This is a genomic window from Bacillus sp. FH, assembly GCF_052216825.1.
Taxonomy (GTDB): Bacteria; Bacillota; Bacilli; order Bacillales; family Bacillaceae_G; genus Bacillus_A; species Bacillus_A paranthracis.
This window is the reverse complement of record NZ_JBQOUU010000001.1, coordinates 1,570,247-1,582,348: the sequence shown is the minus strand read 5'-3', so window position 1 is coordinate 1,582,348 and position 12,102 is coordinate 1,570,247. Positions and strand designations below refer to the sequence as shown.

11 protein-coding genes are annotated in these 12,102 nt (G+C 36.8%); 10 read left to right on the top strand and 1 reads right to left on the bottom strand.

Translation table 11 applies throughout. The features are described 5' to 3' along the window. The first annotated feature begins 3 nt into the window (after positions 1 to 3). The 5 genes from ACTT1L_RS08425 to ACTT1L_RS08405 all read left to right on the top strand — a co-directional run bounded on the left by ACTT1L_RS08425 (position 4) and on the right by ACTT1L_RS08405 (position 5,309). Complete coding sequence (locus tag ACTT1L_RS08425) at positions 4 to 1,284, top strand: peptidase U32 family protein (protein WP_000217969.1); 1,281 nt, start codon at positions 4 to 6, stop codon at positions 1,282 to 1,284. 17 nt (positions 1,285 to 1,301) lie between these two features. Further along, positions 1,302 to 1,940 (top strand): uridine kinase, encoded by a 639-nt coding sequence (udk, locus tag ACTT1L_RS08420; RefSeq protein WP_000537087.1) that lies wholly within the window; start codon positions 1,302 to 1,304, stop codon positions 1,938 to 1,940. Between the two features lie 278 nt (positions 1,941 to 2,218). Then, on the top strand, positions 2,219 to 2,695 hold the full coding sequence (greA, locus tag ACTT1L_RS08415; protein WP_000179963.1) for a transcription elongation factor GreA: 477 nt from the start codon (positions 2,219 to 2,221) through the stop codon (positions 2,693 to 2,695). Between the two features lie 92 nt (positions 2,696 to 2,787). Next, a complete protein-coding gene (locus ACTT1L_RS08410; RefSeq protein ID WP_048557576.1) occupies positions 2,788 to 4,542 on the top strand; it encodes a peptidoglycan D,D-transpeptidase FtsI family protein in 1,755 nt (584 codons plus the stop codon). Between the two features lie 116 nt (positions 4,543 to 4,658). Further along, positions 4,659 to 5,309, top strand: a complete 651-nt coding sequence (locus tag ACTT1L_RS08405; protein ID WP_000897107.1) for a YrrS family protein — start codon at positions 4,659 to 4,661, stop codon at positions 5,307 to 5,309. A 35-nt stretch (positions 5,310 to 5,344) separates the two neighbouring features. Here the strand turns inward: ACTT1L_RS08405 and ACTT1L_RS08400 are convergent, their stop codons facing one another. After that, entirely contained in the window at positions 5,345 to 5,560 is a 216-nt protein-coding gene (locus ACTT1L_RS08400; protein WP_000010984.1) for a YrzA family protein, read from the bottom strand. Positions 5,561 to 5,696: 136 nt separating this feature from the next. Between ACTT1L_RS08400 and ACTT1L_RS08395 the strand changes: the two genes are divergently transcribed. The 5 genes from ACTT1L_RS08395 to adhE all read left to right on the top strand — a co-directional run bounded on the left by ACTT1L_RS08395 (position 5,697) and on the right by adhE (position 12,051). Beyond that, a complete protein-coding gene (locus tag ACTT1L_RS08395; RefSeq protein WP_000536319.1) occupies positions 5,697 to 6,335 on the top strand; it encodes a class I SAM-dependent methyltransferase in 639 nt (212 codons plus the stop codon). A 14-nt stretch (positions 6,336 to 6,349) separates the two neighbouring features. Further along, positions 6,350 to 7,045 carry a 5'-methylthioadenosine/S-adenosylhomocysteine nucleosidase gene (mtnN, locus tag ACTT1L_RS08390; protein ID WP_001217039.1) on the top strand — a complete coding sequence of 232 codons (696 nt, stop codon included), beginning with the start codon at positions 6,350 to 6,352 and terminating at the stop codon, positions 7,043 to 7,045. Between the two features lie 82 nt (positions 7,046 to 7,127). Next, a complete protein-coding gene (locus tag ACTT1L_RS08385) occupies positions 7,128 to 8,051 on the top strand; it encodes an O-acetylserine dependent cystathionine beta-synthase (protein ID WP_001103856.1) in 924 nt (307 codons plus the stop codon). A 3-nt stretch (positions 8,052 to 8,054) separates the two neighbouring features. Further along, the gene (locus ACTT1L_RS08380; RefSeq protein ID WP_001201911.1) at positions 8,055 to 9,188 is read left to right on the top strand and encodes a bifunctional cystathionine gamma-lyase/homocysteine desulfhydrase; all 1,134 of its coding nucleotides are present in this window, start codon (positions 8,055 to 8,057) and stop codon (positions 9,186 to 9,188) included. Between the two features lie 259 nt (positions 9,189 to 9,447). Then, entirely contained in the window at positions 9,448 to 12,051 is a 2,604-nt protein-coding gene (gene adhE, locus ACTT1L_RS08375) for a bifunctional acetaldehyde-CoA/alcohol dehydrogenase (protein WP_076873208.1), read from the top strand. The last annotated feature ends 51 nt before the right edge of the window (positions 12,052 to 12,102 follow it).

Here is a 12,102-nt window from a genome sequence, read left to right as displayed (position 1 = left end):
GAAATGACTGTACAAGAAATTTCACGAGTGATCGATGGCAAACGCGTTATTGTGAAGAAACCTGAACTGTTAATCCCTGCGGGTAACTTAGAAAAATTAAAAGTAGCTATCCATTACGGGGCAGATGCTGTATATTTAGGTGGACAAGAATTTGGTCTTCGTTCGAATGCAGGTAACTTTACACTGGAAGAAATGGCAGAAGGTGTGGAATTTGCAAAGAAATATGGAGCAAAAATATATGTAACAACAAATATCTTTGCACATAATGAAAATATGGACGGGCTAGAGGAATATTTAAAAGGGATTGAAAAAGCTGGCGTAACGGGAATTATCGTTGCTGATCCGCTTATCATTGAGACTTGTAAACGTGTAGCGCCTTCTGTTGAGGTGCATTTAAGCACACAGCAATCACTATCCAACTGGAAAGCAGCACAGTATTGGAAAGAAGAAGGTTTACATCGTCTTGTATTAGCTCGTGAAGCAAGCTATGAAGAAATGAAAGAGATTAAAGAAAAAGTGGATATTGAAATTGAAGCATTCGTCCATGGTGCAATGTGTATCGCATATTCAGGAAGATGTACGCTAAGTAACCATATGACAGCGCGTGACTCTAACCGTGGTGGTTGTTGTCAATCTTGTCGCTGGGACTATGATTTAGTTCAAACAGTATCACAACATAAAGATGCAAAAGAGCTTCCTCTATTCCAAGAAGAAGATGCTCACTTTGCAATGAGTCCAAAAGACTTAAATTTAATTTTATCAATTCCGAAAATGATTGAAATTGGAATTGATAGCTTAAAAGTTGAAGGACGTATGAAATCAATCCATTACGTAGCTACTGTAGCGACAGTATATCGTAAAGTAATTGATGCATATTGTGCGGATCCTGATAACTTTGAGTTTAAACAAGAATGGTTAGATGAGCTTGATAAATGTGCAAATCGCGATACAGCTCCTGCATTCTTTGAAGGGGTTCCAGGACATCAAGAGCAAATGTTTGGAAATCATAGTAAGAAAACAACGTATGATTTCGCTGGTTTAGTGTTAGATTATAATGAAGAAACGGGCATCGTAACGATTGAGCAACGTAATCATTTCAAACCAGGACATGAAGTGGAGTTCTTTGGACCAGAAATAGAAAACTTTACGCAGACGGTGGAGAAAATTTGGGATGAGGATGGAAACGAATTAGATGCAGCGAGACATCCGTTGCAGATCGTGAAATTCAAAGTGGATCAACCAGTGTATGTGAATAATATGATGCGCAAAAGCATACTTCAATAAGAAAGAGTGATAGTCGAATGGGGACGAATAAGCCTGTTGTAATTGGAATTGCTGGTGGTTCAGGGTCAGGTAAGACAAGTGTAACGAAAGCGATTTTTGACCATTTTAAAGGTCATTCCATTTTAATCTTAGAGCAAGATTATTATTACAAAGATCAAAGCCATTTACCAATGGAAGAACGTTTAAAAACAAATTATGATCATCCATTAGCGTTTGATAATGATTTGTTAATTGAACATTTGCAGCAGTTGCTTGCATATAAACAAGTAGAGAAACCTGTATATGACTATACATTGCATACGCGTTCAGATGAAATTATTCCAGTTGAGCCGAAAGATGTAATCATTTTAGAAGGAATTCTTATTTTAGAAGACCCACGTCTTTGTGAGTTAATGGACATTAAGTTATTCGTTGATACAGATGCTGACCTTCGTATCCTGCGCCGCATGCAACGTGATATTAAAGAACGTGGTCGTACGATGGATTCAGTTATTGATCAATATGTAAATGTTGTACGTCCAATGCACAATCAATTTATTGAGCCTTCTAAGAAATTTGCGGATATTATTATCCCTGAAGGTGGACAAAACCACGTTGCAATTGATATTATGGTTACAAAAATTGCAACAATTCTTGAACAAAAAGTAAATTTGTAATAGCATAGTAAAAGATATACGGTAGGAAGGGATTTTTTCCCTTCCTATCGAATACAATGAAACATGCAACCTCATCTATATATAGGTGAGGGCATATTTATATCAACTTTCCATACATATCTTCTTTATATAAAGAAGAATTGGGAATACGGGGTTGTATGTGACAACTCCGCTAGTACAGGCGTGCTAGAAACCTCCGCTTTACATATAAGCGGGGGAGTTTTCATATGGAACTCCTCTTTTTTTCGGGGGATTGGTATATAAAAGGAGTGGAAAATATGGCAACAGAAAAAACATACCCTATGACGCAAGAGGGTAAGCAAAAGCTAGAGAATGAACTTGAGGATTTAAAAACGGTAAAACGTAAAGAAGTTGTAGAGCGCATTAAGATTGCACGTAGCTTCGGAGATCTTTCTGAGAACTCTGAGTATGATGCAGCGAAAGATGAGCAAGCGTTCGTAGAAGGACGTATTACACAATTAGAAAACATGATTCGTAACGCAGTTATCATCACAGATAACGGTGAAGAATCTACAGTTGTTACATTAGGTAAAACAGTAACATTTAAAGAACTACCAGATGGAGATGAAGAAGCTTACACAATCGTAGGTAGCGCAGAAGCAGATCCATTTGAAGGAAGAATTTCTAACGATTCTCCAATCGCAAAAAGCTTATTAGGTAAGCAAATTGGCGAGAAGGTAGCAATCCAAACTCCAGGTGGAGAAATGCAAGTAGAGATTATCTCTGTAAAATAATTAAAAATCACTCGTGTAAAAGCGAGTGATTTTTTTATTTGTATAAAAGATGAAACACTCCGTCCAAACTATACTAGACGAGGTGTTTTTTTATGGAAATAAAACGGAGAATTACAATTGTTTTAATTTGTTTTATATGTGTCATGTTTATGTTACTTTGTCGTTTAATTCAAATACAAATTATCGATACGGAATCATTTACGGATCGTAAGATTAACTTAATTGAAAAAAGTGTTACACAACGGACGCAATCCATTACGGTAGATGATGGACGCGGCCATTTTATAGATCGTAATGGTAAGGAGATAGGTGAGAAAAAGTATCCTGTTTTAATTGTTTTTCCATTTCTACAATTAAAAAATAACATGTTGGAGAAAATTGCGCATATCATTGGTATGTCGAGACAAGAGATTGAAAGTCAAATGAAACATAAGAAAAGTGCATTTATCCTGCAAAGAGGAAATGAACCACTTCGCTTGGAACGAGAGCAGATGGAGAAGGTGAATCAATTAAATGTATTAGGCATTGTAGCAGCTGAAGTTCGTTTGCGGCAAACTAGCGTGGTGAATCATTTAATTGGTGATGTGGGTGAGAATGAACGAGAATTTCAAAAACGATACGGAGAAGTTAGAAAAATTTCAAAACAAACACCGATTGGCATTTCAGGATTGCAGCAATCATTTGATGAATTTCTTTTGACCGATGGAGAGGCAAAAGTATTGTATCAAGTGGACCGGCAAGGAGAACCGATTTTTGGAAAACAAGCGAAATATACATCGCCTGGAAATCCGTTTTATCCAGTGACGATTCAAACTACTTTACATAACGAGTTACAGAAAAAAGCAGAAGAAGTAGTTGAAGCAAGTGAAATTAAGAAGGGAGGAGTAGTGCTACTTGATGTAAAGAAAAATGAAATTTTAGCAATGGTTAGCAAACCATCTGTACAGGTGAAAGATGAGAGTTTATATAAAACTACACTTGAAAATCAAATGTTAACACCACACTTTCCCGGTTCTGTTTTTAAAACAATAATTGCGGCCGCAGCGATTGATCAAAATGAAAATGTTTTTAATCGCGTATTTAATTGTAATAAAGATTTATATGGTGAAGATCACCCACAAGTTAGGATGGGGACACTTAGTTTTAAAGAGAGCTTTGCTAGAAGCTGTAACAGGACATTTTCAGAGTTAGGAAATGAGCTAATACAAAAGGATAAGATGGTGTTAGAAACTTATGTAGAGGCTTTAGGAGGCGCTGAGAAGGTTGGATGGAGAGGTTCTGTATTTCATACAACTCATTTTGAGCAAATGCCAGAGGAGAAAAGTGTTACGATTTGGGAGAGTGAAGGAAATAAGAATAGTAAAAAAGCGGTAGCGCAAACAGCAATTGGACAGAAAGATGTACGTATGTCACCTCTAGCGATTGCAAATATGATGGCGACGATTGCTAGAGGTGGAGAAAAGATGGAAGTGAAAGCTGTTGAAAAAATAATGTACAAAAATGGAACGGATTTTTATACATTTGAAGACCATACATTAGGGGGGAAACAGCTTTCATATGAAACAGTGAAAACATTACAACAGTTATTAAGGAGCGTTGTAACAACGGAGAAAGGCACAGGAGCAGCATTCAAGTCGTTACCACTAAGTGTCGCTGGAAAATCTGGGACAGCACAAACAGGAAAAGGAACGAAAGAGAATCGTTGGTTTGCAGGTTATTTTCCATATGAAAATCCAAGATATGCTTTAGTTGTCGTGGATATAGAAACGAGTAGCAATGTAAATGCAGTTACACCTATTTTTAAAGCAATCGTAGAATCAATCTATCAATTAGAGAATGAAAAGTAATCTTGCAATTCATAGTAAAATGTTTTCATTTCATGAAAATATTATTGTAAATGTTCAACCTTTCTAGATTTAATGTTACAATAGCAAGTATGAAAAACTGCATGGAGGTTTGAAGAATGGCAGGAGGATCTAGATTCCAACAGAAACAACAAAAACGTCGTCAAAACGGTGTTTTAAATATTGCAATCGCTATTGTACTAGTAGCAGTAGCTATTGTAGCATATCAATTGTTTGTTCCTGACACGAAAGAGCAAGCGTCTTCTAGCGATAAAAAGGTAGCTCAGCAAACAACGAAAGAGAATAAGTCTGAGAAAGCTAAAGGCAAAGAAGAGACGAAGAAGAATGAACAAGAGAAAACAGAGGCTAAGAAGAAAGAAGAAGAAGAGAAGCTAAAGGCTGAAGAAGAACAGAAAAAAGCTGAAGAAGAAGCAAAAGCTAACGAGAAAGTACCAGCTGAAAAAACACAGCCGAAGGCAACTGACGCTTATACGAAACCTTCTTGGAAGCCAGTAGGCACAGAGCAAGGTGCAACACCTGCGATGACGTTTAAAAAAGGTACAGCAGATTGGAATGAGATGAATCAAGCGATTTCAGCTGCAATTGACGTTCCAGTAGAGCAATTAATTATTCATCGAATCGGAAATAACGGTAAGAATAAAGCTTACGGTAACGTACAAGATAAACAAACAGGTAAAAGATATTATGTAAATATTGATTGGGTAGACAATGAAGGCTGGAAACCAGTACTTGTTCAAACTCTAAACTAAAAAAGAGAAGCTCCTTAGGAGCTTCTCTTTTTTAGTTAGCGTAATTTCTTTAATTTAAAATGAACAACCGCGCTATAATATGGTCTTTTACTTTCAGGATCCATAACCATTTGATGCGAGATGTGATGAACTTCAAGCATAAGTGCTTTATTATTATCGATTTGTTCACTGATTTTACGTTCTAAAGAAGCTAAGTCTCCCGCTTCAAAAAATTCTACTTTATCTTCTAACATTTCAAAGGTAAATGACATGAAGACGGCCCCTCTCCTATGTAATCAACTATAGTGTAACAAAGAAAAGAAGGAAATACCATGTACATTTCAATTGACATTTTTAGAAAGAGGGAATATCATACTGATAAAACCGATAAGAAAAAGGGGAATTTTTATGGGTACAGAATTTAATGGTTTATTTGATGAGTGGGCTCATACGTACGACTCATTTGTACAAGGCGAAGATATACAATATAAAGAAGTTTTCGCCCATTATGAGGACATTCTAGAGGATGTAGTTAACAAGTCATTTGGTAACGTATTAGAATTTGGTGTCGGTACAGGTAATTTAACAAATAAATTATTACTTGCTGGCCGCACAGTTTACGGTATAGAACCGTCACGTGAAATGCGCATGATTGCAAAAGAGAAATTGCCAAAAGAGTTTTCCATTACAGAAGGTGATTTTCTTTCGTTTGAAGTCCCGAATTCCATTGATACCATAGTAAGCACCTATGCATTTCATCATTTAACAGATGATGAAAAAAATGTAGCGATTGCGAAGTATAGTCAATTGCTAAACAAAGGTGGTAAAATAGTGTTTGCTGATACGATATTTGCAGATCAAGATGCATATGATAAAACTGTTGAAGCAGCAAAACAAAGAGGTTTTCATCAGTTAGCAAACGATTTGCAAACGGAATACTATACACGTATTCCAGTTATGCAGACTATTTTTGAAAACAATGGCTTCCATGTAACGTTTACGAGATTAAATCATTTCGTGTGGGTAATGGAGGCAACTAAGCAATAGAAAGAGGGATTAGATTGAGAATTGCTGTAATTGGAGCAATGGAAGAAGAAGTACGTATTTTACGTGATAAATTAGAACAAGCAGAAACAGAAACGGTTGCGGGTTGTGAATTTACGAAAGGGCAATTAGCAGGACATGAAGTAATCTTGTTAAAGTCTGGTATTGGTAAAGTAAATGCAGCGATGTCAACGACAATTTTATTAGAAAGATATAAGCCTGAAAAAGTCATTAATACTGGTTCAGCTGGTGGATTCCATCATTCTCTAAATGTTGGGGATGTCGTTATTTCAACAGAAGTTCGTCACCATGACGTAGATGTAACAGCATTTAACTATGAGTATGGTCAAGTACCAGGAATGCCGCCTGGATTTAAAGCTGATGAAGCATTAGTTGCATTAGCTGAAAAATGTATGCAGGCAGAAGAAAATATTCAAGTTGTAAAAGGTATGATTGCAACAGGTGATTCATTTATGAGTGATCCGAACCGAGTTGCAGCCATTCGTGATAAATTTGAAAACCTTTATGCAGTAGAAATGGAAGCAGCAGCTGTTGCACAAGTATGCCACCAATATGAAGTTCCGTTTGTTATCATTCGTGCACTTTCTGATATTGCTGGTAAAGAATCAAATGTTTCATTTGATCAATTTTTAGATCAAGCAGCTCTTCATTCTACAAACTTTATCGTAAAAGTATTAGAAGAGTTAAAGTAATGTAACAAAAAGGCAACTGTCTCATATAAAGAAAATACATACAGTTGCCTTTTCTTTATTGGCAAATAAGGGGGAGAACACGATGAATGTATATCGTGGAGTTCATGAGTTAATTGGTCATACACCAATTGTGGAAATTACTCGTTTTTCACTTCCAGAAGGGGTCCGTTTATTTGCAAAGCTTGAATTTTATAACCCAGGCGGAAGCGTTAAGGACCGATTAGGAAGAGAATTAATCGAAGATGCGCTAGAAAAAGGGCTTGTTACAGAGGGCGGAACAATTATTGAACCGACAGCTGGAAATACTGGTATTGGACTGGCACTCGCAGCGTTACAACATGATTTACACGTTATCGTTTGTGTACCAGAGAAATTTAGCATTGAAAAACAAGAATTAATGAAAGCACTAGGCGCAACGGTCGTGCATACGCCGACTGAGCAAGGAATGACCGGTGCAATTGCAAAAGCAAAAGAGTTAGTAAATGAGATACCGAATTCATACTCTCCAAGTCAGTTCGCAAATGAGGCAAATCCTCGTGCATATTTTAAAACATTAGGACCTGAACTTTGGTCGGCACTTAATGGAGAGATTAACATATTTGTTGCTGGAGCAGGAACTGGCGGTACGTTTATGGGGACTGCATCTTATTTAAAAGAAAAAAATGTAGATATAAAAACGGTTATTGTGGAACCAGAAGGATCTATTTTAAATGGTGGTAAAGCTGGCTCACATGAAACAGAAGGGATTGGCCTTGAATTCATCCCGCCATTTTTGAAAACATCTTATTTTGATGAAATTCATACGATTTCTGATCAAAATGCATTTTTACGAGTGAAAGAATTAGCGCAAAAAGAAGGACTTCTTGTTGGGAGCTCTTCAGGAGCAGCATTTCATGCAAGTTTACTTGAAGCAGAGAAAGCGGCGCCAGGTACAAATATCGTAACGATTTTTCCTGATAGTAGTGAGCGCTATTTAAGTAAAGACATATACAAAGGATGGGAATAAAAAATGAGAGCAAAGACAAAGTTAATTCATGGTATTCGCATAGGAGAACCTTCAACTGGATCTGTAAATGTACCGATTTATCAAACGAGTACGTACAAACAAGAAGCAGTTGGTAAGCATCAAGGATATGAATATTCACGTACAGGAAACCCAACACGTGCAGCTTTAGAAGAAATGATTGCGGTATTAGAAAACGGCCATGCTGGTTTCGCATTTGGTTCAGGAATGGCGGCTATTACAGCTACAATTATGTTGTTTTCAAAAGGTGACCACGTTATTTTAACAGATGATGTGTATGGCGGAACGTACCGCGTGATTACGAAAGTGTTAAACCGCTTCGGTATTGAGCATACATTTGTAGATACAACAAACTTAGAGGAAGTTGAAGAAGCGATTCGTCCAAATACGAAAGCGATTTATGTAGAAACACCAACGAATCCGTTACTAAAAATTACTGATATTAAAAAAATATCTACTCTTGCTAAAGAGAAAGATTTATTAACAATTATTGATAACACATTCATGACGCCATATTGGCAGTCGCCGATTTCTTTAGGAGCAGACATTGTACTTCATAGTGCAACGAAATATTTAGGAGGTCATAGTGACGTAGTTGCAGGTTTAGTAGTTGTAAATAGTCCGCAATTAGCAGAAGACCTTCACTTCGTACAAAACTCAACAGGAGGCATTCTTGGCCCGCAAGATAGTTTCTTACTACTTCGTGGTTTAAAAACATTAGGAATTCGAATGGAAGAGCATGAAACGAATTCACGCGCAATTGCTGAGTTTTTAAATAATCATCCAAAAGTGAATAAAGTATATTATCCAGGCCTTGAGTCACATCAAAACCATAAATTAGCAACAGAACAAGCAAATGGATTTGGTGCGATTATCTCATTTGATGTAGATAGCGAAGAAACATTAAATAAAGTACTTGAGAGATTACAATACTTTACACTGGCTGAAAGTTTAGGAGCAGTAGAAAGTTTAATTTCTATCCCATCTCAAATGACGCATGCATCAATCCCAGCAGATCGTCGCAAAGAATTAGGAATTACAGATACATTAATTCGAATTTCTGTCGGTATTGAAGACGGAGAAGATTTAATTGAAGATTTAGCACAAGCGTTAGCATAGTAAAAATGCACTGCTAGTATAGGCAGTGCATTTTTACTATATTAATTTGTGAAATATTTCACAAATTAGACAAACACAAATAAAATAAATTCATGTATATTAAGTTCATGAAGTGTTACCCACGAACAAACTTGTGAAATGTTTCACAAACAATGAGGTTCATGTAGGAAAGCAATTCTATTTTTTTTGCGCTAATCAGGACTAATTATGACCTGTAGGGTCTTATTTAGTCCAAGATAGCAGAATAGGAGGAATTTACATGGTAGTCAAAGAGAAAGTTGTAAATGAAATGCAGGAAGTAAAAGAGATGATTGATATGTTAGTGAATAACGGTCAGAGAGCTTTACAAGCATTAGAAAGTTTTACACAAGAGCAAATTGACAACATTGTTCATGAAATGGCATTAGCAGGTGTTGATCAACATATGCCGCTTGCGAAGTTGGCTGTTGAAGAAACAGGTCGTGGTGTATACGAAGATAAATGTATTAAAAATATTTTTGCTACTGAATATATTTGGCATAGCATAAAGAAAGATAAAACAGTAGGGATTATTCACGAAGATCCTCATGAAGAAATAATAGAAATTGCGGAGCCCGTCGGTGTAGTAGCTGGGGTAACACCAGTAACGAATCCAACATCGACAACAATGTTTAAAGCATTAATCGCGATAAAAACGAGAAATCCAATTATTTTCGCATTTCATCCTTCAGCACAAAACTGTTCTATTGCAGCCGCAAAAACAGTATATGATGCAGCGGTGAAGGCGGGGGCACCAAAACATTGTATACAGTGGATTGAAAAGCCTTCTGTCGAAGCAACGAAACAATTAATGAACCATGAAGGTGTTGCTCTTGTTTTGGCAACTGGAGGGGCTGGTATGGTGAAATCAGCTTATTCTACTGGAAAACCAGCGCTAGGTGTAGGTCCTGGTAATGTACCATGTTATATAGAGAAATCAGCGCATATAAAACGAGCGGTTAATGATTTGATTTTATCTAAAACATTTGATAATGGTATGATTTGTGCATCAGAACAAGCAATTATTGTAGACAAGGAAATTTATGATGATGTGAAAACAGAAATGATTGCAAATGATTGTTATTTTGTAACCGAGGAAGAGAGAAGTAAATTAGAAAAGCTTGTTATTAATGAAAATACATGTGCAGTAAATAGTGATATTGTAGGGAAATCCGCACAGTATATTGCCGAATTAGTTGGAATTACTGTACCTAAAAATACAAAAATGCTTGTAGCTGAAATACAAGGCATCGGAGCCGCATATCCACTATCTCGTGAGAAGTTAAGTCCAGTATTAGCTTGTGTAAAAGCAAATTCATTAGAAGAAGGGTTTACATATTGTGAAGAAATGTTAAACCTCGGTGGTTTAGGACATTCAGCAGTTATCCATTCTGTAAATAAAGAAGTGCAAAAGCAATTTGGATTACGTATGAAAGCTTGCCGCCTTATTATAAATGCCCCTTCATCACAAGGTGGAATCGGTGACATATATAATGGATTTATTCCATCACTTACGCTTGGCTGCGGTTCCTACGGGAAAAACTCGGTTTCTCAAAACGTAACAGCGACGCACTTATTAAATATAAAAAGGTTGGCAAATAGAAAAAAGAATATGCAGTGGTTCAAATTACCACCAAAAATTTATTTTGAAAAACATGCGACATCATATTTAGCAAATATGCCTAACATTTCACGTGCGTTTATTGTAACGGATCCAGGAATGGTTGAGCACGGATATGTAGATACGGTTACGCATTATTTACGTAAACATGCAAATGATGTGAAAGTTGAAGTTTTCTTTGAGGTCGAGCCAGATCCGTCAGATGAAACTGTGTTTAAAGGTGCGGAAATGATGAGAAGTTTTCAGCCTGATGTCATTATCGCACTTGGTGGTGGTTCAGCGATGGATGCAGCGAAAGGGATGTGGCTTTTCTATGAGCACCCAGAAACAACATTCTATGGAATTAAACAGAAGTTTTTAGATATAAGAAAACGTACATGTAAATATCCGGAATTAGGAAGTAAGGCGCAGTTTGTTGCTATTCCAACAACATCTGGAACAGGATCAGAAGTGACACCATTTGCGGTTATTACAGATAAGAAAAATAATATAAAGTATCCACTTGCCGATTATGAATTAACGCCAGATGTAGCAATTGTTGATCCACAATTTGTAATGACAGTACCACCACATGTAACAGCAGACACTGGGATGGACGTATTAACGCATGCAATCGAGGCGTATGTGTCTGTTTTAGCAAATGACTATACAGATGGATTAGCATTAAAGGCTATTGATCTCGTATTTAAATATTTACCAAGAGCATTTAAAGATGGACATGATGAAGAAGCACGAGAAAAAATGCATAATGCTTCTGCAATTGCAGGGATGGCATTTGCAAATGCTTTCCTAGGTATTAATCACAGTTTAGCACATAAAATTGGACCAGAATTTCATATTCCGCATGGGCGTGCGAATGCAATTCTTATGCCGCACGTAGTTCGCTATAATGCTATTAAGCCAAGAAAACACGCATTGTTCCCAAAATATGAGCATTTTGTAGCTGATGAACGCTATGCACATATTGCGAGAATGCTCGGGTTACCAGCAAGTTCGGTGGCAGAAGGTGTAGAATCACTCGTCAAAGCAATTATTGATCTCGGAAAAAGTTTAAATATAAATATGAGTATTGCGGGACAAGGAGTTGCTAAAGACCAATTTGAAGAGGTTGTTGGATTATTAGCAGAAAGAGCTTTTGAAGATCAATGTACAACAGCTAATCCGAAATTACCTCTCATTTCAGAGCTGAAAGAAATTTATATGAAAGCATATAAAGGTGAGTAATGGTTATGAAAGAGTCGCAATAAAGCGGCTCTTTTTCTTTTGGAAAACATC

What these genes read in the sequence shown, in the direction of transcription:
- ACTT1L_RS08380 (WP_001201911.1), top strand. Translation starts at nt 8,055, where the DNA reads ATGAGAGCAAAGACAAAGTTAATTCATGGTATTCGCATAGGAGAACCT.
- greA (WP_000179963.1), top strand. Translation starts at nt 2,219, where the DNA reads ATGGCAACAGAAAAAACATACCCTATGACGCAAGAGGGTAAGCAAAAG.
- adhE (WP_076873208.1), top strand. Translation starts at nt 9,448, where the DNA reads ATGGTAGTCAAAGAGAAAGTTGTAAATGAAATGCAGGAAGTAAAAGAG.
- ACTT1L_RS08405 (WP_000897107.1), top strand. Translation starts at nt 4,659, where the DNA reads ATGGCAGGAGGATCTAGATTCCAACAGAAACAACAAAAACGTCGTCAA.
- ACTT1L_RS08410 (WP_048557576.1), top strand. Translation starts at nt 2,788, where the DNA reads ATGGAAATAAAACGGAGAATTACAATTGTTTTAATTTGTTTTATATGT.
- ACTT1L_RS08425 (WP_000217969.1), top strand. Translation starts at nt 4, where the DNA reads ATGACTGTACAAGAAATTTCACGAGTGATCGATGGCAAACGCGTTATT.
- udk (WP_000537087.1), top strand. Translation starts at nt 1,302, where the DNA reads ATGGGGACGAATAAGCCTGTTGTAATTGGAATTGCTGGTGGTTCAGGG.
- ACTT1L_RS08385 (WP_001103856.1), top strand. Translation starts at nt 7,128, where the DNA reads ATGAATGTATATCGTGGAGTTCATGAGTTAATTGGTCATACACCAATT.
- ACTT1L_RS08395 (WP_000536319.1), top strand. Translation starts at nt 5,697, where the DNA reads ATGGGTACAGAATTTAATGGTTTATTTGATGAGTGGGCTCATACGTAC.
- ACTT1L_RS08400 (WP_000010984.1), bottom strand. Translation starts at nt 5,560, where the DNA reads ATGTCATTTACCTTTGAAATGTTAGAAGATAAAGTAGAATTTTTTGAA.